The 25,568-nt window shown below is 62.6% G+C and carries 25 protein-coding genes; 10 read left to right on the top strand and 15 right to left on the bottom strand.

From position 1 onward, the window contains the following. Positions 1-7 precede the first annotated feature (7 nt). The 9 genes from AB4Z19_RS04750 to AB4Z19_RS04710 are packed head-to-tail and all read right to left on the bottom strand — an operon-like array spanning position 8 to position 9,303. Positions 8-319 (bottom strand): urease subunit beta, encoded by a 312-nt coding sequence (locus AB4Z19_RS04750; protein WP_442028101.1) that lies wholly within the window; start codon positions 317-319, stop codon positions 8-10. A 21-nt stretch (positions 320-340) separates the two neighbouring features. Continuing rightward, positions 341-643, bottom strand: coding sequence for an urease subunit gamma (locus AB4Z19_RS04745; protein ID WP_442028103.1), 303 nt, complete (start codon positions 641-643; stop codon positions 341-343). 8 nt (positions 644-651) lie between these two features. Beyond that, positions 652-1,323 carry an urease accessory protein UreD gene (locus tag AB4Z19_RS04740; protein WP_442034476.1) on the bottom strand — a complete coding sequence of 224 codons (672 nt, stop codon included), beginning with the start codon at positions 1,321-1,323 and terminating at the stop codon, positions 652-654. 4 nt (positions 1,324-1,327) lie between these two features. Further along, positions 1,328-3,073 carry a DUF885 domain-containing protein gene (locus AB4Z19_RS04735; protein ID WP_442034474.1) on the bottom strand — a complete coding sequence of 582 codons (1,746 nt, stop codon included), beginning with the start codon at positions 3,071-3,073 and terminating at the stop codon, positions 1,328-1,330. 23 nt (positions 3,074-3,096) lie between these two features. Beyond that, positions 3,097-5,220 carry an EAL domain-containing response regulator gene (locus AB4Z19_RS04730; RefSeq protein ID WP_442034472.1) on the bottom strand — a complete coding sequence of 708 codons (2,124 nt, stop codon included), beginning with the start codon at positions 5,218-5,220 and terminating at the stop codon, positions 3,097-3,099. Positions 5,221-5,229: 9 nt separating this feature from the next. Beyond that, complete coding sequence (locus AB4Z19_RS04725; RefSeq protein WP_442027683.1) at positions 5,230-6,492, bottom strand: sensor histidine kinase; 1,263 nt, start codon at positions 6,490-6,492, stop codon at positions 5,230-5,232. Positions 6,493-6,542: 50 nt separating this feature from the next. Continuing rightward, positions 6,543-7,064: a sugar O-acetyltransferase gene (locus tag AB4Z19_RS04720; RefSeq protein WP_442027685.1), complete on the bottom strand. Its 522-nt coding sequence runs from the start codon at positions 7,062-7,064 to the stop codon at positions 6,543-6,545. After that, positions 7,054-8,700: a SulP family inorganic anion transporter gene (locus AB4Z19_RS04715; RefSeq protein WP_442034470.1), complete on the bottom strand. Its 1,647-nt coding sequence runs from the start codon at positions 8,698-8,700 to the stop codon at positions 7,054-7,056. Before AB4Z19_RS04715 ends, AB4Z19_RS04720 begins: the two co-directional genes overlap by 11 nt. 36 nt (positions 8,701-8,736) lie before the next feature. Beyond that, positions 8,737-9,303, bottom strand: a complete 567-nt coding sequence (locus tag AB4Z19_RS04710) for a TetR/AcrR family transcriptional regulator (RefSeq protein ID WP_442034469.1) — start codon at positions 9,301-9,303, stop codon at positions 8,737-8,739. A 126-nt stretch (positions 9,304-9,429) separates the two neighbouring features. Between AB4Z19_RS04710 and AB4Z19_RS04705 the strand changes: the two genes are divergently transcribed. Next, on the top strand, positions 9,430-10,563 hold the full coding sequence (locus AB4Z19_RS04705; protein ID WP_442026990.1) for a thiolase family protein: 1,134 nt from the start codon (positions 9,430-9,432) through the stop codon (positions 10,561-10,563). 86 nt (positions 10,564-10,649) lie between these two features. Here the strand turns inward: AB4Z19_RS04705 and AB4Z19_RS04700 are convergent, their stop codons facing one another. Then, positions 10,650-12,137: a GGDEF domain-containing protein gene (locus tag AB4Z19_RS04700; RefSeq protein ID WP_442026992.1), complete on the bottom strand. Its 1,488-nt coding sequence runs from the start codon at positions 12,135-12,137 to the stop codon at positions 10,650-10,652. Positions 12,138-12,286: 149 nt separating this feature from the next. Between AB4Z19_RS04700 and AB4Z19_RS04695 the strand changes: the two genes are divergently transcribed. After that, positions 12,287-13,267, top strand: coding sequence for an SDR family oxidoreductase (locus tag AB4Z19_RS04695; RefSeq protein ID WP_442026994.1), 981 nt, complete (start codon positions 12,287-12,289; stop codon positions 13,265-13,267). A gap of 10 nt (positions 13,268-13,277) precedes the next feature. Continuing rightward, positions 13,278-14,315, top strand: a complete 1,038-nt coding sequence (gene ku / locus AB4Z19_RS04690) for a non-homologous end joining protein Ku (RefSeq protein WP_442026995.1) — start codon at positions 13,278-13,280, stop codon at positions 14,313-14,315. A gap of 63 nt (positions 14,316-14,378) precedes the next feature. On the opposite strand, the gene ligD is transcribed toward ku, so the two are convergent. Then, the gene (gene ligD, locus AB4Z19_RS04685; RefSeq protein ID WP_442034467.1) at positions 14,379-16,919 is read right to left on the bottom strand and encodes a DNA ligase D; all 2,541 of its coding nucleotides are present in this window, start codon (positions 16,917-16,919) and stop codon (positions 14,379-14,381) included. 201 nt (positions 16,920-17,120) lie between these two features. Between ligD and AB4Z19_RS04680 the strand changes: the two genes are divergently transcribed. Next, positions 17,121-17,477 (top strand): hypothetical protein, encoded by a 357-nt coding sequence (locus AB4Z19_RS04680; protein WP_442029529.1) that lies wholly within the window; start codon positions 17,121-17,123, stop codon positions 17,475-17,477. Between the two features lie 41 nt (positions 17,478-17,518). Beyond that, on the top strand, positions 17,519-17,719 hold the full coding sequence (locus AB4Z19_RS04675) for a hypothetical protein (RefSeq protein ID WP_442034465.1): 201 nt from the start codon (positions 17,519-17,521) through the stop codon (positions 17,717-17,719). Positions 17,720-17,761: 42 nt separating this feature from the next. Here the strand turns inward: AB4Z19_RS04675 and bla are convergent, their stop codons facing one another. Both bla and AB4Z19_RS04665 read right to left on the bottom strand, forming a co-directional pair. Continuing rightward, a complete protein-coding gene (gene bla / locus AB4Z19_RS04670) occupies positions 17,762-18,604 on the bottom strand; it encodes a subclass B3 metallo-beta-lactamase (RefSeq protein ID WP_442034463.1) in 843 nt (280 codons plus the stop codon). Further along, complete coding sequence (locus AB4Z19_RS04665) at positions 18,601-19,269, bottom strand: polyphenol oxidase family protein (RefSeq protein WP_442029035.1); 669 nt, start codon at positions 19,267-19,269, stop codon at positions 18,601-18,603. The genes bla and AB4Z19_RS04665 overlap by 4 nt, the downstream gene beginning before the upstream one ends. A gap of 256 nt (positions 19,270-19,525) precedes the next feature. Here AB4Z19_RS04665 and AB4Z19_RS04660 point away from each other — a divergent pair, with 256 nt between their 5' ends. Beyond that, complete coding sequence (locus AB4Z19_RS04660; RefSeq protein WP_442029036.1) at positions 19,526-20,434, top strand: LysR family transcriptional regulator; 909 nt, start codon at positions 19,526-19,528, stop codon at positions 20,432-20,434. A gap of 1 nt (position 20,435) precedes the next feature. Here the strand turns inward: AB4Z19_RS04660 and AB4Z19_RS04655 are convergent, their stop codons facing one another. Continuing rightward, complete coding sequence (locus tag AB4Z19_RS04655; RefSeq protein ID WP_442034461.1) at positions 20,436-21,377, bottom strand: D-2-hydroxyacid dehydrogenase; 942 nt, start codon at positions 21,375-21,377, stop codon at positions 20,436-20,438. Further along, positions 21,374-22,327, bottom strand: a complete 954-nt coding sequence (locus AB4Z19_RS04650; protein WP_442034459.1) for a LysR substrate-binding domain-containing protein — start codon at positions 22,325-22,327, stop codon at positions 21,374-21,376. The genes AB4Z19_RS04655 and AB4Z19_RS04650 overlap by 4 nt, the downstream gene beginning before the upstream one ends. A gap of 134 nt (positions 22,328-22,461) precedes the next feature. Between AB4Z19_RS04650 and AB4Z19_RS04645 the strand changes: the two genes are divergently transcribed. From AB4Z19_RS04645 to AB4Z19_RS04630, 4 genes are all read left to right on the top strand, one after another. After that, complete coding sequence (locus AB4Z19_RS04645) at positions 22,462-22,668, top strand: hypothetical protein (protein ID WP_442029725.1); 207 nt, start codon at positions 22,462-22,464, stop codon at positions 22,666-22,668. After that, positions 22,665-23,534 (top strand): alpha/beta hydrolase, encoded by an 870-nt coding sequence (locus AB4Z19_RS04640; protein ID WP_442029723.1) that lies wholly within the window; start codon positions 22,665-22,667, stop codon positions 23,532-23,534. The genes AB4Z19_RS04645 and AB4Z19_RS04640 overlap by 4 nt, the downstream gene beginning before the upstream one ends. Positions 23,535-23,727: 193 nt before the next feature. Further along, the gene (locus AB4Z19_RS04635) at positions 23,728-24,975 is read left to right on the top strand and encodes an efflux RND transporter periplasmic adaptor subunit (protein WP_442034457.1); all 1,248 of its coding nucleotides are present in this window, start codon (positions 23,728-23,730) and stop codon (positions 24,973-24,975) included. A 6-nt stretch (positions 24,976-24,981) separates the two neighbouring features. Next, the coding region (locus tag AB4Z19_RS04630; RefSeq protein ID WP_442034455.1) for an efflux RND transporter permease subunit at positions 24,982-25,568 on the top strand (587 nt) is incomplete at its 3' end.

Raw genomic sequence — 25,568 nt, 5'->3', positions numbered from 1 at the left:
GGGTGGCCTACTCCTTCAGTTTGCCCTGCACCTGGGCGCTGAATCCCCACACCTCGCGGTCGCCATCGAGCTTGACCAGTTCGACGGTGCGCTTCTGGCCGGGTTCGAAGCGTACGGCGGTGCCGGCCGCAATATTCAGCCGCATGCCGTACGCTTTCCAGCGTTCGAAATACAGCGCCGAGTTCACTTCAAAGAAATGGAAATGGGAGCCGACCTGGATGGGGCGGTCACCACGATTTTCCACCGTCACGCTGACCGTTGTGCGGCCAGCATTGAGGCTGATGTCGCCGGGCTCAAGTTTGTATTCGCCGGGAGTCATGATGCATTCCATGTTGATTTATCAGGGGATGGGTTGATGGACGGTCACCAGCTTGCTGCCGTCCGGAAAAGTGGCTTCGACCTGGATGTCGGGAATCATGTCGGCGATGCCGTCCATCACATCGTCACGGGTCAGGATGCGCGTGCCCTCGGCCATCAGTTCGGCCACGCTCTTGCCGTCGCGCGCACCTTCCATGATGGCGGCGCTGATCAGCGCGACGGCTTCGGGATAGTTCAGTTTCAGGCCGCGTGCGCGGCGCCGCTCCGCCAGCAGGGCGGCGGTGAAAATCAGGAGTTTGTCCTTCTCGCGGGGTGTCAGGTCCATGGGCTTTCCTATGTATGCCAGCTGCGCAGCGGCGTGGCGGCGCGCTGCATCACATGCGGACGCAGCACGCGCCAGGCATCCAGCATCAGGGCACGCGCCGCTTCGCTGTCGTCGCCGATATGGCGTACCACCAGCAGGTTCCTGAGCAGGGAGGCGCCGAAATGCGGCCCGCCGATGGCGCGTACTTCCTGAAGGGCGCTGATGGACAGCGACGCGCCGACCGCCAGCATCGTTGCGCACACGGACTGGCCACGCAGGCCGAAACGGCTGCGCAATGCCTCGGGCGTGATGACGCCCTGCTCCCACCAGAGCAGCTTGCCGCCGCGCCGGATGCGGCAGCGCTGCGCCACGCGGCCGGAGCGGAAGCGCTCGCCTGATGCGCGGCGCCCCAGGCAAATAATGTCGCAGCCTATATAGCTGGCGTCCGCATTCAGCTCGACGTCGTGCTCCAGTTCGGCGATGGTTTCGTCGTAGAAGATGGCTTCCTGCGGCAGCCATTCGATGGCGGCGCGGCCGGCTGCGTGCAGACTGACCTGCTGGCGCGAGACCTTGCCGTTGGCGCGATACCACTTGGCGGCGCCCGGCGTGGTCAGCACGGCATGGGTGCCGGCCGCAGCCTGCACCGCAATGTCGAGATGGTCGGGGGGCGGCGCACCACACTGGTGCGCCGCCCCCGGCAAAATTTCACTCTTTCGGGTATGGACTCTTGCCGCCGTCAGCAATGAAGGCATCGATGCGTGCCTGCAAAACCGGCAGCGGCACCGAGCCCAGTTCCAGCACGGTGTCGTGGAAAGCGCGGATATCGAACTTGTCGCCCAGCGCGGCTTCCGCTTTCTTGCGCGCATCGATGATGGCCATCTCGCCCAGGTAGTAGGACAGCGCCTGGCCCGGCCACGAAATATAGCGGTCCACTTCCGTTTCCACTTCATGCGCGGACAGTGCCGTATTGTCGAGCAGGTACTTCTGCGCCTGCTCGCGCGTCCAGCCCTTGGCGTGGATGCCGGTGTCGACCACCAGACGCGATGCGCGCCATGCCTGATAGCTCAGCATGCCGAACACTTCATACGGCGTGTCGTACATGCCCATCTCGCTGCCCAGGCGTTCCGAGTACAGCGCCCAGCCTTCGCCAAAGGCGGAGATGTAGGCATTGCGGAATGGCGGTCGGCCCTTCTGCTCCAGCGCGATCGGCATCTGGAATGCGTGGCCCGGCGCCGACTCATGCAGGGTCAGTGCTGGAAGGCTGTACAGCGCGCGCGCCGGCAGATTGTAGGTGTTGACCAGGTAGACGCCGGGACCGCCGCGGCCCGAGGTGTAGTAAGGCGCCTGCTCCGGCGGCACCGGAATGATGCCGAAGCGGCTGCGCGGCAGGCGGCCGAAATACTGGCTCACTTTGCCGTCGAATTTTTTCGCGATCCAGGCCGCGCGCATCAGCAGCTCTTCCGGCGTCTTGGCGTAGAACTGCGGATCGCTGCGCAGGAATTGCAGGAAGGCCGGCAGATCGCCTTTGAAGTCCACCTGCTTCATCACCTGCAGCATCTCGCCGCGGATCTTGGCCATTTCATCGAGGCCGATCTGGTGGATCTGGTCCGCGCTCAGATTGGTGGTGGTGAACTCGACGATCTTCGAGTGGTAGTAAGCCTTCCCGTCCGGCAGGCTTTCGGCGGCCAGTGCTTCGCGTGCATGCGGCACGTATTCCTCGCGCATGAATTTCAGCAGCTTGAGGTGAGCCGGGATCACGGATTCATTGATGGCCTTCAGCGCCGCTTCGCGCAGCCTGGCCTGTTCCGCGGCCGGAATGGTGGCCGGCATCTGCTTGAACGGTGCGAAGAACACCACCTCTTCCGGCTTGGCTTCGGTGACGGAGGTCAGCGAGCCATCGCGGCCTTGCAGCGTCACCTTGGGCGGCGTGAAACCGCGCTTCAGGCCCGTGCGCATATTGGCCACCTCTTCATCGAAGTAGCGCGGCATGTCGTTCAGCTGCACGATGTAATTGCGGTAGTCCTCCAGCGTACGGAAGGACTTGCGCGCTTCGCCTGCGATGTTCGACCAGAACGAGGAATCCGCGTTCAGCGGCATTTCGTATTCGTGGAAACGCTGGTTCTCCAGCAGGGCCGCAATCTGCGCGCGATACACCGCGTAGTTGATGCGTTCCGGCGCCGACAGCTGCGTTGCCTTGACCATATCGAGCTGCTTCAGAATGCCTTCCCAGTATTGCTGGCGTTTCAGCTGAACGGCCGGATCGACCTGCGGCAGGAAGGGACGCACGCCGTGCTGGTCGTCCTCATCATCTTCCATGCGCTGCTGCAGGCGCCATTGCCATTCGGCTTTGTAAATGCTGGTGAATTTCTGATCTGCCGCGTTGGTGGCAGCGGCGTAGGCGGGGTTGGATGCGGCGTAGGCGATGGCAATTGCGGCACACAGCTTTTTCATTGGTCTCCCTGTTCTGGTCTTGATTACAGATTCGGCAGTGTACGCTTTTCCCGTAATAAAGTGGTGAATTCCTCGGCCGGCATCGGGCGCCCATAGAAGTAGCCCTGCATCTCGTCGCAGCCGTGGGTCTTCAGGAAGGCCGCCTGCTCGCGGGTCTCCACGCCCTCCGCAATCACGCGCATGCCCAGGTTGTGCGCCAGCGAGACGACGGACAGCGCAATCGCCGCATCACCGGCCTTGGTGGTCACGTCGTCCACAAAGGATTTATCGAGCTTGAGCACGTCGATGGGCAGCCGCCGCAGGTAAGCCAGGGAAGAATAGCCTGTGCCGAAATCGTCAAGCGAAATGTGGATGCCCAGCTGTTTCAGCCGCTGCAGGGCCGACGCTGCCTTGTGCGGATCGCCCATCACCGTGCCTTCCGTGATCTCGATGCCGAGACAGGATGGCGGCAGCTCGTGGCGCCGCAGCGCGGCCTGCACCATGCGCACGGTGCTCTCTTCATCGAACTGCACGGCGGACAGGTTGACCGCAACCTTAAGGCAGCCATCGCCCGCGTCCTGCCATTTACGGACCTGGGCGCAGACCGTATCCAGCACCCATTCGCCGATCGGGCCAATCAGGCCGTACTGCTCCGCCAGCGGGATGAAACGCGCCGGCGGCACGGCGCGCAACACCGGATTGGTCCAGCGCAGCAGGGCTTCCGCCCCGCGCAGCTCGCCCGTGAACAGGCAGCATTGCGGCTGGTAATGCACGGTGAATTCGTTCCGCGCCAGCGCGCCGCGCAGTTGATCGGCAATGGCGAGGCGGGCATGGATTTCCGCATCCATGCTCTCTTCGTAGAAAGCGTAGCTGCCGCGCGCCGTTTCCTTGGCGCGCACCATGGCCGTGTCGCCATGCCGCACCAGCTCTTCCAGCTGGCCGCCATCGGCCGGCGCGACCGCGATGCCGATGCTGGCGGTCAGCGCAATATGGCGTCCCTCCACCGTCACGCCGTGCTGCAGGCCGCTGTGCAGTTGCTGGACCAGGGAAAGCGCTGTGCTGAATTGCGCATCGTCCAGCAGGATCAACAGGAACTCGTCGCCGCCCAGGCGCGCGGCGGTGGCGCCCTCGCCGGCCGATTGCGCCAGCAGCCGCGCCACGCCTTGCAGCACCTTGTCGCCCAAAGGACGGCCATGCGAATCATTGATGTTCTTGAACCAGTCGAGGTCCAGGCACATCACCACCACGCGCTGCTGCGGCGCGCGCTTGGCCAGCATCTGCTCGAAGCGCTGGCGCGCCATCAGGCGGTTCGGCAGGCCGGTGAGCGGGTCGTGATAGGACAGATAATCGATCATGTTCTGCCCTGCCTTGCGCTCGGTGATATCGGTCAGCACCAGCACGTAATTCTGGCGCCAGCCCGTGTCATCGCGTGCCAGCGACATGCTGAGCAAGCCGGGGCAGCGCTCGCCGTTCTTGCGCCGCGCCACCACCTCGCCCGACCACTGGCCCGTCGCCTTCAGCGATTCCGCCACCGCTTCCACCTGTGCGCTGTAGCTGTTATCGGCCTGCAGATCGCTCACCATCCAGCCGCGCACTTCTTCCTCCGTGTAGCCCAGGCTGCGCGTGAAGGCGGGATTGGTGTGCAGGATGAAGCCGTCGGCATCGGTGATGATGATGCCGTCCAGGGTGTTCTCGAAAGCCATGGCGGCCAGCTGTAAATCGGCGGTGCGCTCGGCCACGCGCAGCTCCAGCTCTGCGCGTTCCTCGGCCAGGGTGCGCTGCACGCGCGCCAGGCGCAGGTGCGTATTGCAGCGGGCCAGCACTTCCTCCGGCTGGAAGGGCTTGGAGATGAAGTCCACCGCGCCCAGTTTGAAGCCCTGCAGGCGTTCCGCCGTATCGCTTTCGGCGGACAGGAAGATCACGGGAATGGCGGCATGCGCCGGATCGGCCTTCAGGCGGCGGCACACTTCAAAGCCATCCAGCCCCGGCATGCGTACGTCGAGCAGGATCAGTTCCGGCGGCCGTGTTTGCACCGTCCACAAAGCCAGCTCGCCGTTTGGCGCCTGCCGCACTTCATGGCCGGCGCCACCCAGCACCTCGCTCAGCAAACGCAGGGACGCCGGATTATCTTCAACGACGAGGATTTCTCCTTTTTCCGGCTCACTCACAACGTCACCTCAAAATGCCAGCAGATCCGGTGCCTTGACGGGCAAGCGCATGCGGAAGCGTGTTTGTCCGGGCGCGCTGTCCACCGTGATGGCGCCGCCCAGCACATTGGTGACCAGGCTGTGCACGATGTGCAGGCCAAGTCCTCCCATCCCCGTCCCCATGCGGGTGGTGAAGAAGGGATCGAATACCCGCGCCAGGTCGTCGGCCGGGATGCCGCAGCCGTTGTCGCTGAAGTCGAGCAATACGTGGCCGCCGTCAGGCATGGCACGCACCGTGATGCTGCCGCCCTTGCCGCCAAACGCATGCAGCTCCGCGTTGCGGGTGAGCTGCATCAGGATTTGCGTCAGCGCGCGCGGATAGCTGTCCAGGTGCAGGCCGTCCGGCAGTTCCAGCACCAGGCGAATACCTGCCGCGGTCAGCGCGGGCTTCAGCGCCATCAGGGTTTCTTCGGTGCGTGCACGCAGGGTGAATTGCGCGCGGCGCTCGCTGGCCTGGTCCACCGCAACTTGTTTGAAGCCGTCGATCAGGTCGGCCGACTTGCGCAGATTACGCAGCAGCAGTTCCGCCGCCTGTCCCGTCTCGCCGCAGAATTCGACCAGTTCGGAACGGCGCACGCCCTCTTCCACCTTGCGGTTGAAGGCGCGCGCGCGGTCTTCCAGCGTGCTGGCGATCAGCACGCTATTGCCGATCGGCGTATTCAATTCATGGGCGATGCCCGCCACCAGTGCGCCCAGCGCTGCCATGCGTTCCGTGCGCGCCATCTCGGCGCGCGCCGAGTTCAGTTCGGCCAGGGCCTGCTTCAGCTGGTGATTGGCGGAGGCCAGTTCTTTCTGCGTGCGCGACAGGTGCATGTGCGCGCGGGTACGGGCCAGCACTTCTTCCGCGTGATAGGGTTTGCCGATGAAGTCCACCGCGCCGGCCTGGAAGCCCTGCACCTTGTGCTCCATATCGTGCTGGGCGGAGAGCAGGATGACGGGAACAGCGCACAGCACGGGATCGGCCTTCAGGCGGCGGCACACTTCGATGCCGTCGATACCGGGCATGTTCACGTCCAGCAGCACCAGCTCGGGCGCGCGGGTTTGCGCGCTCCACAGCGCCAGCTCGCCATCGGGCGCCTGGCGCACCGCATAGCCCGCGCTTTCCAGCAGCTCGCTCAGCAGGCGGAGCGAGGCCGGCGTGTCTTCCACCACCATGACTTCGCCGGGCGGCAGCGTGCCGTCCTGCGGTCCGCAAAGCCCATTATCGCTATCAAGTTGCTGCGTTCTGATCATCCGAAGATGATACCTAAATTGCAACGCTCTGCAACCATTTGTTAGCTACTTCAGCAGGATTTGACGACCTTACAGGGATTGCCGACGGCGATACTGTTGGGCGGGACATCCTTGCTGACCACACTGCCCGCGCCGATGGTGCAGTTATCACCGATGGTTACCCCCGGCAGCACGGTCACGTTGGCGCCGATCCAGACGTTATTGCCGATGGTGATGGGCAGCGAATATTCCAGCCCTTTGCGCCGCATGCCGGGATCGGTGGCGTGGCTGGCGGCCGACAGCACGGTATTCGGGCCGAACATGACATCGTCGCCGATCGTCACCAGCGCGCAGTCCAGGATCACCAGATTGTGGTTGGCAAAGCAGTTTTTGCCGATCTTGAGGTTGTAGCCGAAGTCGCAGAAAAACGGCGGTTCGAAGTAGGCGTCGGTCGGCGCACCGAACAAGCGTTCCAGTATTGCGGCGCGTTCCTCCGGCGCGGCACGGTTGTGTTCCGCGCAGATGGCCTTGGCCTGCAGATGCGCGGGCCAGATGGACGGATCGCGCGGTTTGTATTCGATCTTATTTTTCATGATGCGCGCCTTGCAGATGATCGCAGGCGATGGCGGTACTCAGGAAGATCCGCCCGTTCAGTGTAGGCAGCAGCTCGCTGTGCCGCAAGCGGTCCATGACCGGGCCTTTTACTTCGGCCAGGTGCAGGCCGATATCGCGCCTTTTCAGGCTGAGATTCAGCTCGCCCAGCGCGAACAGCGCCGTGGTGTCGATCGAGCTGACGGCGGACATCACCAGCACCAGGTTGCGCGTGCCTGGATGGCTGCGCAACTCATCTTCAATGCGCTCGCTCACCGCTTCCACATTGCCGAAGAAGAGATTGGCGTCCACGCGCAGCATCAGCATGTCGGCCAGCGTCTCGGCGGAAAAGCGCTCCACGTTGCGGAAATGCTCGGTGCCCGGAATACGGCCCAGCACCGCGATATGCGGACGGCTGGCACGCCAGATCAGGGTGCCCATGGACAGCGCCACGCCAATCATCACGCCCGCTTCCACGCCAAACGCCAGCACGCCGGCGCCGGTCGCAACCCAGGCCAGCGCATCGCCCCGGTCGTAGCGCCAGGAGGTGCGCAAGGTGTCGAGTTCCAGCATCCCCAGCACGGCGACAATAATGGTCGCGGCCAGGACGGGCAGCGGCAGCAGCGCCAGCCAGCCGGTCGGCGCGATCAGGGCCAGCGCCAGCAGTGCCGCGGTGACCACGCTGGCCAGCGGCGTTTGCGCCCCCGCCGCGAAATTGACCGCGGTGCGCGACATCGATCCCGTCACCGGAAACGCACCGGACACCATGCTCGCCACATTCGCAGCACCCAGGCCGATCAGCTCATAATTGCTGACCAGTTTCTCGTTGCGCTTCAATGCCAGCGCCTGCGCGGCCGACATCGAAATCAGGAACACGACAAAGCCAATCAGCAGCCCCGGTTGCAGCAGCACGCGCCAGTGTGCGGGCGAGGTGGCCAGATTCAGCTGCGGCAGGCCGGACGGCACGGCCCCGGTGGTCTTCACGCCCATCGCTTCCAGTCCCAGCAGCGGCACCAGGGCAGTACCCAGCAAGACCACGAACATCGGCGCCAGCCGTGCCGCGATATCGGCGCTGGACGGTTTCATGCCGCACAGGCGCAGCAGCGGCGCCAGATGGCTGCGCGCCACCACCAGCAGCGCCAGCGCGCCGACGCCCAGCGCGGCGCTCGGCAGGTGGAAATGGGGGAAGTCCGCGCCCAGCAGCGGCTTGACCTGGCCCAGTGCGATCACAATGGCCGAGCCGACGGTAAAGCCGCTCATCACCGGACGGGAAAAGAAATTGGCGAGAAAGCCCATGCGCAACAAGCCGCACAGCAGCAGCACCAGGCCAGCGATCAGGGCCAGCTGCCCGGCCAGGACCTGATACAAGCCCGAGCCGGCCGGCGCCAGCGGCGAGATCACGGCCGCCGTCATCAGGGACACGATGGCCATCGGTCCCACGGACTGCGTCATGCTGGTGCCGAACACCGCGTACATGATGGGAGGAAGAATGCTGGCGTAGATGCCGGTCACCGGCGGCAGTCCCGCCACCAGGGCATACGCCATGCCCTGCGGGATCATCATCATGGCGACAACAATCCCGGCGCTGATATCACCGGGCAGCTTGTCGCCGCTGTACTTCCTCAACCATTGCAGCATTCATCATCCGAAAGAACTAGACAAGGCGCAACATTATCACGCCTTCTCCAGCTGCGCGACTACTGCCTCCAGCACTTCTTTCGATAGTTTAGGATCGTCGACGGCGCGCGACAGTACCAGGCCTCCGATCAGGGCCGCGTAGGCCGCGATCGATTGCCGCATCTGCTCTTCCGGCGAGCCTTCCAGCGTGTCGGCCAGCATGCGCAGCTGAACCCGCGCACCTTCCGTGAAGGCATGGCGCACCTGGTCGCCCGCGCGCGCCACATCCGGACCCAGCGAGGCCACGGCACAGCCAATGCCGGGATTATCGCGGTGGGCGGTAGTCATATAGGCCCGCGCCAATGCCGACAGCGGCTCGCCTGCCCCCTTGGCAAGAATCTTCTGCCATTTGGCTACCGAGCCTTCCATCGCCTTGCCGCATGCCTCCGCCAGCAAGTCCTCCTTCGACTCGAAATGGCCGTAGAAGCCGCCATGCGTCAGCCCTGCGCCCTTCATCAGGTCGGCCACGCCGATGCCTTCGTAACCCTTCTCCCTGAATAATTTTGATGCCACTTCAACAATACGTTCGCGGTTTAAGGCCGCCTGCTCCCGACTCACTCTCATGATCTCACCTTGACTTTAATAATTATGATCGTAATATATACTGAAATTGATGACGCTCGTAATTTAAACATTTTAGCGGGGATCGCAGCGAATGCAAGACCGCCGGCCCGCAGTAAAGGAGAAACGATGAAAGCCGTAATCAGCGCCTACGCGCGCTCCCCCTTCCATTTCGCCCGCAAAGGCAAGCTGGCCGAAACCCGTCCCGACGATATCGCGGCCCAGGTAGTCAAAGGCCTGATCCAGCGCACCGGCATCGAGCCGCGCTTGCTGGATGACGTGATCCTCGGCTGCGCCTATCCCGAATCCTCGCAGGGCAATAACCTGGCGCGCGTGGTGTCGCTGCTGGCAGGCTTTCCGTTTGAAGTACCGGGCATGACCGTGAACCGCTTCTGTGGCTCGTCGATGTCGGCGATCCATATCGCCGCCGCGCAGATTGAAGCGGGCCTGGGCGAAGCCTATCTGTGCGTGGGCGTCGAGTCCATGACCTTCGTGCCGCAGGGTGGCTTTAACTTCTCGCCCAACCCGGAACTGTACGAGAACTCCGATACCTATATCAGCATGGGCGAAACCGCCGAGAATGTGGCGCGCGAATACAAGGTGGCGCGTGCCGACCAGGAAATGCTGGCCTACCACTCGCACCGCAAGGCTGCCGCCTCGCGCGAAGCGGGTCTGCTGAAAGATGAGATCGTGCCCGTGGTCGCGGCCAATGGCGACACCATTTCCGAAGACGGCTGCATCCGCCCGGCCACCACGCCCGAAGCGCTGGCGGGGCTGAAGCCGGCCTTCCGCGATGATGGCGTGGTCACGGCCGGAACGTCCTCGCCGCTGACCGATGGCGCCTCCGCGGTGCTGGTGACCAGCGAGGCATTCGCCCGCAAACACGGTCTGAAGCCGAGCGCCCGCATTATCGGCATGGCTTCCGCTGGCGTCGATCCTGCCTTCATGGGTATGGGTCCCGTTCCTGCCACGCGCAAGGCGCTGGCCCAGGCGGGCATTAGTGTGCAGGACTTGTCGGTGGCGGAAGTGAACGAAGCCTTTGCTTCGCAGGCACTGGCCAGCATCCGCGAACTCGGACTCGATCCGGAAATCCTGAACATCGATGGCGGCGGCATGGCGATCGGCCACCCGCTGGGCGCGACCGGTGCGCGCATCACCGGCAAGGCCGCGTCCCTGCTGCAGCGCACGGGCGGCCGTTATGCACTGGCCACCCAATGCGTGGGCGGCGGCCAGGGCGTCGCCACCGTGCTCGAAAAGATGTAAGAACATCCTCCCGGGGTGTAGCGACCGGTTGGGAGACCGATCGTGCTTGGGCGGCGGTCCGCTTGAACGGACTTGCCGCTCTTTTTTTATTGCGCCATCGCCAGCTCGACGCAATTGCGGCCCGCGCGCTTGGCGCGGTGCAGTGCGTCGCTCAGGCGCCTCAGCGCATCCGCCCCGCCCTCGTCGGGCGCCAGCTGCGCCACGCCGAGGCTGATGGTCACCGTGTCGCAGCCCGGCAGCTCGGTATCGGCGATGGTTTCGCGCAGCTTTTCCGCCAGCTTCAGCGCATCGATGGCCGAAGTGTGGGTCGCGATGATGAGGAATTCTTCGCCGCGCATTCGCGCCAGCGTGTCCGAATTGCGCAGACGGCTCTGCACGGTGTCGGCCACCACACGCAAGGCCTGGTCGCCGATCGGGTAGCCGTAGATGTCGTTCACGGAACGGAAATTGTCGATGTCGAAGGCGATCAACGCCAGCGGCAGGCTGTAGCGGCGGGCGCGGCGCACTTCCGCATCCAGGGTGCGCTCGCCTTCGCGGCGGTTGACGGCGCCGGTCAGCGCGTCGACGGTAGCGATTTCGGTCAGGGTGCCGGCCAGCGCATCGTTCTGCTGGCGCAGTTCGCTCATCGCCAGGCCGAAGCTGATGAACTGGGCCAGGCTGTTAAAGCAGGAGAAGTGCTCGCGCGAGAATTGCATGTGGCGGTCGAACATCATGCACACCGACCCCAGAATCGGCCCGCCCGGTTCGCTGCGCAACGGCATCGCCAGCACCATGCGCACATGATGGTCGTGCAGCGCCATGGCCAGTTCCGGCTCGCCCGACTTTTCCGGCGCATCCAGCAGCACCAGCTCACCTGAGCTGACGGCCAGCAGCGGCGGGAACACATCGCGCAACGAGGACTCCAGCAGGCGTTCGCGGCCTTGCAGCAGCTGGGCCAGGTCCAGATTATTGCGCTCTTCCTCGGCCACCAGTTCCAGATTGCCGCGCTCCTTCATTTGCAGCAGCGCCGCGTGGCACACACCGGGGAAGCTGCACAGCGAAGCGCAAATGCGGGTCGCCATCAGCGGCAGCTCGTCCAGGCGGCTCATGGCGCGCTGCAGGCTGCGCTGGATGGCCAACAGATCGCGCAACTCCTCCTCCTTGTCGAGCAGGGCTTGCTGGGCGGCGGCTTGCGGGTCCAGCGGTGGACGCAGCATGGCGTCGACCACCTCGCGCAGCTCGCCCTTGAGAATAGGGCTGATCCGGTATTGCAGGGGGCCGCAGGCCATCAGTTCCGGAATCCATACCGTGCTGCCGTAGGGGCAGATCACCAGCACCGGTTCGCCGTCGCGGGCGCGTACCAGGCTGCTGAGCGCGGCCAGGCTGGCGGCGCTGCTGGTATCGTAGCCGCGCAGATCAAGCACCAGCAGGTCGATGCGGTGCTCTTCCAGCGTGTCCTGGGCGATGCCGGCGTCGTCCACCATGAACAGGCGGCCAAAGCTTTCGGCACAAGCGGCCTGGAATTCGGCGCGCCGCTCGTCCGCCGGATTAAGAAACAGGCCGGCTGGGGCCCGGCGGCCTTCGGTTTCAGACATGGCGTTCCCCGCAATAACTGTTATTAAAATTCTATCTCATTAGTGTGCCATAAATTCAACTATTGCAACATTCTTTTTATGTGAGGACGCGCACGGTTCACAACGCTCTCAGCGCCAATACTGGTCTTTCCTCATTGGGAGTTACAGCAATGGCACAGTCAGAAAACAAGGCCGACGCGGGCAGCATGCAGCGCGAAATCCAGCAACAGCAGGACCAGCGCGACAGCGGCCAGCCGCCGAAAGAAAACAAGCAGCCCGCGCAAACAGGCACCCACGATTTCCCCGGTACGCCGCTGCCGGACCAGCACCTGGCCAAGCCGGGTCTGGAACATGAAATGGAACTGAAGCCGCAGTTCATGGCGCCCGATTACTGCGGCAGCGGCAAGCTGCATGGCATGGCCGCCATCATCACCGGTGGCGATTCCGGCATCGGCCGCGCGGTAGCCGTGCTGTATGCGCGCGAAGGCGCGGACGTGGCCCTGGTCTATCTCAGCGACGAGCAGGCAGATGCGGTCGAGACCAAACGCTGCGTCGAAGCCGAAGGCCAGCGCTGCATTCTGATTCCCGGCGATGTGCGCGACCCGCAGTTCTGCTATCACGCGGTGGACGAAACCATTCAGGCTTTCGGCAAGCTCGATGTGCTGGTCAATAACGCGGCCTATCAGGAACACGCGGCGAAGCTGGAAGATATTTCGGAAGAGCGCTTCGATCTGACCATGAAGACCAATATCTACGGCTACTTCCACATGGCGAAGGCCGCTCTGCCGCATATGAAGAAAGGCGCGTCCATTATTAATACCGGTTCGGTGGTCGGACTGAAAGGCTCGCCCAAGCTGCTCGACTATTCGATTACCAAGGGCGCCATTCACGCCTTCACCATGTCGCTGGCGGCGAATGTGCTGGAACAGGGCATCCGTGTGAATGCCGTGGCGCCGGGACCGGTGTGGACGCCGCTGAATCCCTCCGATGCGCCGCCGGAAAAGGTGAAGAAATTCGGCGAAGGCACGTCGATGCACCGCCCGGCCCAGCCGGAGGAGCTGTCGCCGGCCTATGTGTTTCTGGCCGCGCCCAGCTGCGCGAGCTATATTACAGGTATCGTGCTGCCGGTGACCGGCAGCGTGGGCGAATAAGGAGGCTGCCATGGCACGCTCGCTCTGGAAAGGCGCCATCAGCTTTGGGCTGGTGCATATCCCGGTCGAGCTGCACACGGCCATTCAGAACCATGACCTCGACCTGACGATGCTTGATAAGCGCGATTTCTCGCCGATCGGCTTCCGCCGCTATAACAAGGGCACGGGCAAGGAAGTCACCTGGGACAATATCGTCAAAGGCTACGAATACATGGACGGCGAATATGTCGTGCTGTCCGATGAGGACCTGCGCCAGGCCAATCCCAAGGCCACGCAGACCATCGATATCCTGGCCTTTGTCGATGCGGATTCCGTACCACTGACTTTCTACGAAACGCCCTACTATCTTTCTCCGGGCCGCGGCGGCGATAAAGTCTACGCCCTGCTGCGCGAAACGCTGAAGAAGGCGGCCAAGGTGGCGGTGGCCACGGTGGTGATCCGCACCAAGCAGCATCTGTGCGCCCTGGTCGCGGTGGGCAACGGCATCATCATGAATACTTTGCGCTATGCGACCGAGATCCGCAGTCCGGAAGACCTGAAGCTGCCGGGCAGCGCCAAGGCGTCCGGCATCACGGATAAGGAATTGCAGATGGCGCTGTCGCTGGTCGAGGGCATGAGCGATGAGTGGAATCCCAAGGATTACCACGATACCTATCGTGAAGACGTGCTCAAACTGGTCGATAAAAAAGTGAAGGCCGGGCAGACCAAGACCATCACTCAGCCATCGAAAGAGGAAGCCGCACCGAAAGCCTCGAATGTGGTGGACCTTGTTGCGCTGCTGAAGCAAAGCCTCGGCGGGGCGAAGCCGTCCAGGCAGCGCAAGGGCGGCGCAGACACCGAATCCGAGGAGACCGAGGAAGTCGCGGAGGAGGAAGAAGCCGAACCGGCGAAACCGCGCCGCAGTACAACCGCTCGCAATGGCAGCTCGCGCACGGCGTCCGGCCGCAGCACGACCTCGGCGCGCAAGACCAGCACCACGCACGCGGCCACCAAAGCCGCCGCCAAACGCGCCGCGACCAAGACGCCAGCGCGCCGCAAGGCCGCCTAGAACCCACGGCAGAAAGCAGGTGGCTGCCACGGCGTGGCAGCCACCAGGTTCACGCCTTGGGTTTTAAACGATACCCAGCTTTTTCATGGCGGCCGTGATACTGACGGCGCTCCTGGTGTAATCCGCCCAAGGCGCATTGCCCTTATCCAGGCGCGTGTGAACCGTCTGCACCGTCCAGTGATCGCCGCCGTGCAGCTTATCCAGCTCACTCCACTCCACCGGCACCGAGATGCCCAGCCCCGGCCGCGTGCGCGCGGACCAGGCGGTGATGGTGGTCGCGCCGCGTCCATTGCGCAGATAGTCGATGTAGATTTTGCCGACGCGGTTTTTTGGCCCGCTCTTGAAGGCGAAACGGTCCGGCAAGGTGCGCGCCATGTGCTCGACGATCTCCTTGCTGAAGGCTTTGACCGTGTCCCAGTCGTAGTAAGGCTTGATCGGCACGAACAGGTGCAGGCCTTTGCCGCCGCTGGTTTTCAGGAAGGCCGGCAGCCCAAGTTCATCAAGGAAGGCACGCACCAGCTGGGCCGCTTCCTGGATCTGCGACCATTCAACGCCCTGGCCGGGGTCGAGGTCGAACACGATGCGGTTCGGCTTTTCGTAGTTCTTGCCGAAAGCGTTCTGGGTGTGGAATTCCACCACATTCCACTGGGCGGCGGACAGCAGACCCTCCGCAGTCGCGATGTCCAGCATCGGCGGATGATCGGGGTCGAGCTCCTGCGGGAACTGCTTCACGCCAGGCAGCTTGCCGACTTCCGAATGCTTCTGGAAAAACAGCTCGCCCGCAACGCCGGACGGCGCACGCACCATCGCGACCGGCCTGCCCTTCAAGTGCTCCAGCATCAGGGCACTGACCAGCGCATAGTAGCGGATCAGGCCAAGCTTGGTGGTGCCGCTGACCGGATCGATCACGCGATCGGGATTGGTGACCTTGAGCGATGCAGGCAGGCGGCTGGCGAGCGTCGGCGCGCCCGCCGTCGCGGCGGGAGCTTCGGCTGCTGCAGGCTTGGCGGCGCGGCGTCCGCGCGCCGGGGACTCGGTCGTGTCTTCGACGTGTTCCGGCTTCTCGCGGCCCACGGCGGCTGCCTTCTTGTCTTCGCGCAGGCCCTGGAACACGGCGTGCCGCACAGAGCCGCTGCGCGTCCATTCGCTGAAGCTGATTTCAGCGACCAGACTCGGTTTCACCCAATGCGACTTTCTGGCGATCGCGCGCGTGGACGCAAATGGACTGGTGCCGGTATCAAGCTTCTTCAAGCGCGAGATCAGGTCGCGCAAGGTCTTCTCGTTGAAGCCACTACCCACATTGCCCGCATAATGCAGCTCGCCATCCTTGCCGTACACACCCAGCAGCAGCGAGCCGATGCCGGTGCGCGCGCCTTGCGGATCGGTGTATCCGCCAATGACGAATTCCTGCCGCAGCCCGCATTTCAGCTTGATCCAGTCGCCCGACCGGCGCGAGGTGTAAGTCGAATCACGCCGTTTGCCGATCACGCCTTCGAGGCCCATCTTGCAGGCTGCGGCAACGATTTCCTGCGGCGTGGCGCTCAGCTCCGCGCTGTAGCGCACCATGCTTTTTTCCGGCAATTTGCCAAGCGCCTGCGCCAGCAGTTCGCGGCGCTGGGCCAATGGCACCTGGCGCAAATCGTAGCCATCGAGGAAAGGCGCGTCGAACAGGAAGTACACGATATTGTTCACGCGCTTGCCGTCGAAGGCTTGCTGCAGCAGACCGAAATCGGGACGGCCCGTCTCGTCATGAACCACGATTTCGCCGTCGTACCAGCCATCCGGCAGCTTCATTTTCGCCAGCGCAGCGCGCAGCGGTTCGAGTTTGGCGGTCCAGTCGTTGCCGTTGCGCGTGATGAGGGCAATGTCCTTGCCTTCAATGCGGGCCAGGATGCGGTAGCCATCGTATTTGACTTCGAAGATCCATTCCTTCGGATTGGACGGCGGTTCATCGACTAGCGTCGCCAGTTCGGGCGCCAGCTCTTTCGGCATGCGCGCCTTTTTGGCGATCTCGGACAGCTCGGCCGACGCCGCTTCAGCCGCTGCACCATCCGGCATCGGCAGCGACTTCACGCTGTCCGGCAATTCATCGACGACGCTGAATTCGGATGCAGGACGCACGTATTCGTCCTTCTCTTTGATGAGCAGCCACGGCTCCTGCTTCTCGCCTTTACCTTTCATGCGCACCAGCGCCCAGCGCCCGTGCATCTTGTGGCCACGCAGTTCGAATTTCAGATTCCCCGCGCGGTACCCTTTGCGGGGATCTTCCAGCGGGTGCCAGGTGCCCTTGTCCCAGATGATCACCTTGCCCGCGCCGTACTGCTTTTCGGGGATGGTGCCTTCGAACTCGTTGTAGGAAATCGGATGATCCTCGACATGCACCGCCATGCGCTTGTCATGCGTGTCGTAGCTGGGACCTTTCGGCACCGCCCAGCTTTTCATGCTGCCATCGAGTTCAAGACGAAAGTCGTAATGCAAGCGCGTGGCCCAGTGCTTCTGGATCACGAAGACACGGTTGTCCCCGCCCTCCTTGCCGCCTTCGGCCGGTTCGGGCGTGATGCTGAAGTTGCGCTTGGCTTTGTAAGTCTTGAGTGCGTCTTTCATTCCGCCACCCTAGCGTGTCCCGTTACGCCGCACAGTACGACAGCTAACAATTGTAAGGATTTCCGCCAGTTGTAACCATGTGTAATAGCCGTCAACTAGTCGTTTTCAGGGGACGTTTTTGGCTCAAGTGACACGACAAACAGTGCACTTCGGAAAAAACCCGAAACGTTTGACACGATATTTTCAACGAGGAGCTGTACCATGAAAAAGACCATCGCTACCCTGATCGTAGGCCTGTTCGCTACCGCCGCTTTCGCACAGACTCCGGCTCCGGCCGCAGCTCCAGCAACGCCTGCCGCCGCAGCCAAGGCTGAAGCGAAAGACATGAAGCAGGAAGCCAAAGAACACAAGCACGCTGCCAAAGCGGCTGCAAAAGATGCGAAGGAAGCCAAGGCTGATGCCAAGGAAGCCAAGGCCGACGCAAAAGAAGCAAAAGCTGACGCCAAAGAAGCCAAGGCTGATGCTAAAGTAGCGAAAGCCGACGCAAAAGTCGCCAAGGCCGAGGTGAAGACCGAAGCCAAAGCTGAGTCGAAGGAAGCCGCTCCGGCCAAGAAGTAAGCAGTACCGCAGTTCGTTCAACCACTAGAGGAAAACTGACCATGAAAAAGACTATCGCTGTTCTGATCGCAGGCCTGTTCGCAACTGCCGCTTTCGCACAAACTCCTGCTCCAGCTGCACCAGCCGACAAGCCAATGGCATCGGCTGACCAGCCAGCACCGAAGCAAGTGAAGAAGCACAAAAAGCACAAGGCAGCTCACAAAGATGCCAAAGCTGCTGATACCACCGCAGCCGCCAAGTAATCCGGCAGCGTATAAAAAAGCCCGCAATCGCGGGCTTTTTCTTTATTTGCGTTCGCTTTCCAGGCGCTTCGCCAGCCTGTCGCTGGACGCTTCCGCCAGCTTGCGGCAGGAAGTGCCGTCACCGTAGGCTGCCACGCCCTCTTTCTCGGCGCGTGCATGGCGCTCAAAAATATCGCTGAATTCCGGGTGCGCGGTAATCAGCACGTCACATGGCAGTGCGCCAATTTTCCTGATGCTGCTTTCCAGGCTGCTGACCACTTCAGGATGCGCGGTGAACTTGTAGCTGTCGGACGAAACCGCAGTCAGGCTGTCGGCGTAAACGAAGTTCTTGCATACGCCTTTGTCGCACACCTTCCAGCTCCAGCTGGAACCTCCCGGCGTGTGGCCCGGCGTCAGATGCGCGGTGACGGCCAGCGCGCCAACTTTCACCACTTCGCCTTCTTTCACCGCATGCGCATTCGCGACCGGTTCGAAGTCGTTGATGGTGCCGAATTGCGGATCTTCCGGCGCGGTCGTGCCGCTGCTCAGGGCTTTGGCGCCCTCGGCACCGGTCAGCACTTTCGCACCGCTCAGCTTTTGCAGGTGGGAGATGCCGCCCGAGTGGTCGTAATGTGCATGCGAATTCAGGATGACTTTCACGTCCTTCATCTTGAAGCCCAGCGTCTTCACGTTATCGGCGATGACTTTGCCGCCTTCTCCCGTAGCGCCGTCGATCAGGACATGGCCTTTCGGCGAAGTAATCAGCACGGCGCTGATGCCTTCCGTGCCCACATAATAGGTATTACCGTAAATCTGGAAAGGCTGGTGCGGCGCACTCCATTCAGGCGCGCCAGCCATGGCCGACGCGGACAGCGCGGCCAGGATCATTGCTGCGAGAGCTTTCAAGTTGTCTCCTTGTGGGTGATATAAAGGCCGGCGTGCTGCTGCGAGTTGCGGTCGCCCCGCCGGTAACTGCGGAAGGTCGTTCCGCCTTGCTTGTCCCGGCCGCAGCAGGTGCAGCCGCCGACGTGTTCTATGTGCGTCACGCCCGCCTGCCGCAACTGATGCTCGGCGACGGCGCGCAGATCGAGGTGGCGATGGGTGGGCAGTACGGCTTCACGCGGCATACCGGCAAAACGCCGCGCGAAATCAGCCGCCAGTTCTTCGCTGATTTCATAGCATGGCGCGCAGATGGTTGGACCAATGACGGCAACCCAGTCCTCGCCGCCGTGCAGCGTATCCAGCACCGAAGGGATGATGCCGTCGTAAAGTCCGCGCCATCCGGCATGGACGGCTGCTACTTTGCCGCCATCGCGGCGCGCCAGCAGCAGCGGCACGCAATCAGCCGTGATCACGCTGACCGGGATGCCCGGCTGGCTGGTATAGAAAGCGTCGGCGTGGCCGACTTCCTGCCGCGGCGTGGTGATGTGCGCAGCGTGGATGCCATGCACCTGTTTCTTGATGGGGCGCAGGTCCCACAAGCTCTGCAGCGCTTGCGGCACCAGCTCATCCGCTCGGCCGAAGCCGTAACGGACTCCGGGAATCCCGTCCAACAACGCACTAGAAATCAACAGCCACTCCGACCACGTTTGCCAAAGCGGCAATCATAGCCTAGAAGTGGATCAGCCCGCCCAGGATTTTGAACAGTTGGCGCCAGAACGCACGCTTGAATTCGCCCTTGGTGGCGACCGGGTTGCAGCGGACATCGTTTGTGAAAGCAGTGAGCATTTCGATTCCTCCTTTGCAAGTGAGTATCCATTTTGCATTGTTTCGCCATTGGGATAAATACGTATAATTGAATTGAGTATCCCGAAAATGGAGCAATCGATGGACGTACTGAACTATATGCGGCTGTTTGTGGAAGTCGCCCGCCACAAAAGCTTCCGCGGCGCGGCCGAAGTGCTGGACATGCCGAATTCCACCCTGTCCCGCAATATCGCCGAGCTGGAAAAGGCGATCGGACTGAAACTGCTGAACCGCTCCACGCGCCGGGTCGAACTGACCGAAGCCGGTGAGACTTATTTCAAGCGCTGCGAGTGCATCGTGGAAGAAGCCCTGAGCGCGCACGAGGCCTTGCTGGATCTGGCCGAGCGGCCGATGGGCTTGTTGCGCGTGTCGCTGACATCCAGTTTTGCGGTCGGCTATCTGGCGCCCATCATGCCGGAATTCGCCCGCGACTACCCCATGATCAAGTTCGACTTCGACGTATCAACGCATATGGTGGATTTGCAGTCGGAGCCCTATGACCTGGCCATCCGCCTTGGCCCGGCGCCGACCACGCCGTCGCGCCTGATCGTGCGCCAGATTGCGGCCCTGCCGCGCTATATGTACGCCTCGCCCGACTATCTGCGCCGCTCGCCGCCGCTGAATCACGCCAACGATCTGGCCAGGCACGTACTGTGCGGCCGCTCGACGCATGCACGCTCGCCCGACATCTGGCGCACCATGCGCCGCGGCGGCGAAACGGTGCAGGTGGAGGCGGAAGCGCGCTACGGCACCAACAACGCTGCGGTTGCCTTGTCGCTGGCGGCGGCAGGCCTGTGCATCACGGCAGTCGATCCGCAAATGGCCAGCCTCGAAGTACAAACCGGCCGCCTGCAACGTGTGCTGCCCGATTGGGAAATGGACCCGGTGCTGGTGCACGCAGTGACGGACACCCGCCAGCTCCCCGCACGCAGCCGCCTGTTCATCGACTTCCTGAAAAAGCGCCTCGGCCAGCCGCTTCTCAGCCTTTGAATCAGACCAGATTGGCCGGTGCGCCGCGCACGAAGGCTTCGATGTTGTCGATCAGTTGATCGGCCAGGCCTTGCATGGCCTGGCCGCTGGCCCAGGCGGAGTGCGGGGTGAGGATGAAGTTGGGCAGGTTCAGATGCAGCAGCGGGTTGTCCGGCACTGGCGGTTCCTTGGACAGCACGTCGAAGCCGGCGCCGGCGATCACGCCGCCGCGCAGCGCATCGGCCAGCGCTGCTTCGTCAACCAGGCCGCCGCGCGCCGTGTTGATCAGGATGGCGCCTGGCTTCATGCGCGCCAGTTCGGCGGCGCCGATGATGTTGCGGGTGGCGTCGGTCAAGGGCGCGTGCAGGCTCAGGACGTCGGACGTTTCCACCAGTTCGTCCCAGCTCACATTATGTTCGCCCTCGACCGGCGTGCGTGTGTGCACGACGACCTCCATGCCAAAGGCGCGGGCCAGGTGTGCGACTTGCTTGCCTAAAGCGCCGTAACCAAACAGGCCAAGCCGGCTGCCGTGCAGGTCGCGGATTGGATGGTGGAACAGACAGAAGCGGTCCGCCTTTTCCCACAGGCCCGCTTCGATGTCGGCGCGATAGGCCAGCAACTGGCGGCGCAGCGCAAGCATCAGGGCGAAGGTGTGTTCGGGCACGGTCGCATGGGCATAGCCGCGGATATTCGACACCAGGATGCCGCGCTCACGCGCTGCCGCCAGGTCCACGTTATCGGTGCCGGTCGCGGAAACGGCAATCATCTTCAGCTCCGGCAGCTGCGCGATCGTGTCGGCGCGCACCGGGACTTTATTGGTAATCGCGATGGTGGTGCCGCGCAGGCGCTCGGCAACTTGCGCCGCGCTGGTGGAGGGATACTCTTCCCATTCATGGGCAAACGAAGGACGGCGAATGTCCGCGATGATGCTGTCGCGGTCCAGGAAGACGATGCGGTGGGTCATACGATTGCCTCTAACGATACGGGTTGCGGCGCGGCCAATGGGCGCAGGCGCATGGCAGGATGGGCGGCAAACAGGTCGGCCACCCACTCCACGAACACGCGCACTTTGGCGGACAGGTGGCGATTCTGCGGATAGACCACATGGATAGGAATCGAGTCCGTGCTCCAGTCGGTCAGCACCGGCACCAGCGCGCCGCTTTCGATATGCGGACGTGCCTGGAAGTCAGCCATCAGCAGCACACCCAGTCCGGCCAGGCCAGCCTGCACATAGGAATTCGAGTCATTCAGCGCGATCGCGCCCGGCAGGGGCAGCTCGATGCGTTCGCCGCTGCGGTTGAAGTCCCACGGGAAGATCCTGCCGGTCTTGGACGAGAAATAGTTCACGCAGCGGTGGCGTTCCAGTTCATTGGGGTGTCTGGGCATGCCATAGCGCTCCAGATAGGACGGGGCGGCGCAGGCAATAAAGCTCAGGATGCCGACGCGGCGGGCAATCAGGCTGGAATTGGCCAGCACGCCGGCGCGAATGGCGCAATCGACGCCCTCTTCCACCAGGTCGACCAGACGGTCGCTACTGCCCAGTTCCAGCGAGATGTCGGGATAGCGTTCGAAGAAATCCGGCAGCGCGGGCACCACGATATCGCCGGACAGGCCGGTCGGCGCGTCTACCCGCAGCCGTCCGCTGGGCGACAGGCGGGTGCGGGAGATGGACTCTTCCGCATCCTTGACGTCCGCCAGGATGCGCAGGCAGCGTTCATAATAGGCAGCACCGTCGGCCGTGACAGTCACCTGGCGCGTGGTACGGTGCAGCAGCTTGACGGCCAGCGCCTGTTCCAGTGAGGCAACTAATGTCGACACCGTGGCCTTCGGCAATTGCAGCGCCTCGGCCGCGCGCGTAAAGCCGCCGCCGTCGACCACCTGGACGAACACTTCCATCGCTTGCAGTTTATTCATTCGGACACCCTATTGTTCGAGATTCTGAACAATCAATTCGTCATTGCTCTCTTTATCATATTCTAGTGGAAGTTTATGATTCTCGTACTGCAGCAAAAAAGTGAACGCTGCGGTAACCAGGAAAGGAGTTGATCATGGGATTCAGGGATGGATTTTTTGCTTTGGTAGCCATTGCGCTCAGCGCGCTCGCGCTGGCCGGCATGGTCTATACCGACGAGTATTCGAGCGCTGCGCGAGCTGAAGCCCGCGGCGTGGCGGCACTCACCCATGTGGTGCTGAGCGACGCCAGCGCGCCTGACCTCGCACTGACGGCGTCCGCGCCGGAGGCGGTACAGCAATGACCGCCATGCAGCAGACCGCGCCGGAGTTCGCGCCCGACCTGAAGATCCGCGATATTGAAGTGCGCGGCGCCCAGGGTCCGCTGGCAGCCCGCCTGTATATGGCGGGCGCAGCGACCGCCAAGCGCGAGACGCTGATCGTGTTCTTCCACGGCGGCGGCTTCGTCGAGGGCGATCTGGAGGAAGCCGATGCTTTCCTGCGCCATCTGGTCAGCTGCAATACCGGCCATGTGATCCTGGCCTCGAACTATACCCTTGCTACCGTGAGCCCTTTCCCGGCCGCGGTGGAAGACGCCCACGCCGTGCTGCTGTGGGCCAAGAAGAACAAGACCAAACTGAACTGGACTGGCAAGCGCATGCTGACTGCCGGCATCGAGGCCGGCGCCAATCTGGCCGCCGTCACGACCCTGATGTCGCGCGACCGCGGCGGCCCTCCGCTGGCGGGCCAGATTCTGATTATGCCGATGCTGGACCCCGGCCTGTCCACCGGCTCCATGCGCGAGATGCCCAATTGTGCCGCCAAGGCCCAGGTGGCTGAGACGTGCGCTGCAGCCTACCGCGGTTACCTCCCCAATGCTGCCGACCGTACCCACCCGTACGCGTCGCCCCTTCAGTCGAGCCGGCTGAAGAACCTGCCTCCGGCCCTGATTCTGTCCGCCGAGGATGACCCATTACGTGACGAAGCTGAACAATACGGCGCCAAACTGATCTCTTGCGGTATCAAGACGACGGTGCGGCGGATGCCTGCGGCGCCCCTGCAAGACCAGGAAGCCCGCAACGAGTGTGCCTGCAAGGTGTTCGCCCTGCAGGAAATGGCCGGCTTTATCAATGGCCTCGATGGGATGGAGAACCCACCGGCTAAAGTTTAACAGCCTATAAATATACATAAACGTTTACATATTGTCGGGCCGGCAGTATATTTGTAAACGATCTAGTTTCCAAAAAGAAGTTCCATAAAAAAATGTGCCTGTCAGGCACAGGGGGCCGCTTTTTCCTTGCGTTTTGGTGTGACGCGCGCCGCCGCCATCTCTATTAGTTATTTTCATACAAAGGGGTTAATAAATGAAAAGCACGAAACAACTAACAACTTTGGCGCGACCGCTGGTCGCCGCCCTCGCCGTCGGCGGGCTGGCTGCGGCCATCCTCGCTGGCTGCGACTCGGCGAACAGCAAGCCTGCTGAAGCCCCGGCAGCCGGCGGTCCTCCGATCTCCGCCGCCGTGGTGGTGCAGAAGCCTGTCATCGAGACCCAGGAATTTTCCGGCCGCCTGGAAGCCATCGACCGTGTCGAGATCCGTCCACGCGTCTCCGGTTTTATCACCGCCGTGAACTTCAAGCCGGGCAGCGAAGTGAAGAAAGGCGATGTGCTGTTCGTGATCGATCCACGTCCGTTCAAAGCGGAAGCCGACCGCGCCGAAGCCGCTGCCAACTCGGCACGCGCCAAGGCTGATCTGGCCCGCGTTGAACTGGCCCGCGCTGAAAAACTGCTGGCCGATAAAGCCATCGCCCAGCGCGAGTTCGACGAACGTGCATCCGCGCAGAAGGAACTGGACGCATCGGCCCGCGCCGCTGCTGCTGCTTCCGAAGCGGCCAAGCTGAATCTGACCTACACCAATGTGGTGTCGCCTATCGATGGCCGCGTGTCGAAAGCCGAGATTACCCTGGGTAACCTGGTGGACCAGAACGCCGTGCTGACTTCCGTTGTATCGCTGGACCGCATCTACGCCAGCTTCGACGGTGATGAAGCCACCTATCTGCGCGTCGGCGCCCTTGCCCAGCGCGGCAAGCCAGCCACCGTGAAGATCGGCCTGGCCAACGAAGAAGGCTTCCCGCATGAAGGCAAGCTGGAATTCGTCGACAACCAGCTCGACACCCGTACCGGCTCCGTGCGCATGCGCGCCACGCTGGAGAACAAGGACCGCGCCCTGGCGCCAGGCCTGTTCGCCCGCGTATCGCTGGGCGGCAGCGAAGCGAAAACCGATTCGCTGCTGATCAACGAGCGCGCCGTGAACACCGACCAGGACCGCAAGTTCGTGTTCGTGGTCAGTGCCGACAGCAAGGCTGAATACCGTCCTGTGAAGCTGGGTCCGGTCATCGACGGCTTGCGCCTGGTGCGCGATGGCCTGAAGCCGGGCGAAAAGATTATCGTCAATGGCCTGCAGCGCGTGCGCCCTGGTGCGCCGGTGACTGCACAAACCGTGGCGATGGATTTCGATCCGGATGCGGCTCCTGCGCAGGAAAAGAAACCAGAACAAAAGAAAGACGCCAAAGTCGCCGCATCGGACGGCAAAGCTGGCACTTCTAAGGAATAAGAACCAATGAACTTTTCACGCTTCTTTGTCGATAAGCCGATTTTCGCGGCGGTCTTATCGATCCTGATTTTCGTGGCGGGGCTGATTGCCATCTTCAATCTCCCGATCTCGGAATACCCGGACGTGGTGCCGCCATCCGTGGTGGTGCGCGCACAGTACCCGGGCGCGAACCCGAAGATTATTGCTGAAACAGTGGCTGCGCCGCTGGAAGAGCAGATCAACGGTGTTGAGAACATGCTGTACATGTCCTCGCAAAACACCTCGGACGGCGCCCTGGCGCTGACCGTGACCTTCAAGATCGGCACCAACGTGGAGCAAGCCGAGACGCAGGTGCAGAACCGCGTCCAGCGCGCGCTGCCACGCCTACCGGAGGAAGTGCGCCAGATCGGCGTGACGACCGTGAAGTCGTCGCCCAACCTGACCATGGTGGTCCACCTGCAATCGCCGAATGGCCGCTACAGCGACCTGTATCTGCGTAACTATGCGGTGCTGAACATCAAGGACCAGCTGGCCCGCTTGCCTGGCATGGGCGAAGTGCAGCTGTTCGGCTCCGGCGACTACGCCATGCGTATCTGGCTCGACCCGCAGAAAGT

Origin of the sequence: Pseudoduganella sp. RAF19 (genome assembly GCF_052114165.1) — a bacterium.
GTDB lineage: Bacteria > Pseudomonadota > Gammaproteobacteria > Burkholderiales > Burkholderiaceae_D > Rugamonas.
This window is presented reverse-complemented; position numbering and strand designations above follow the sequence as displayed.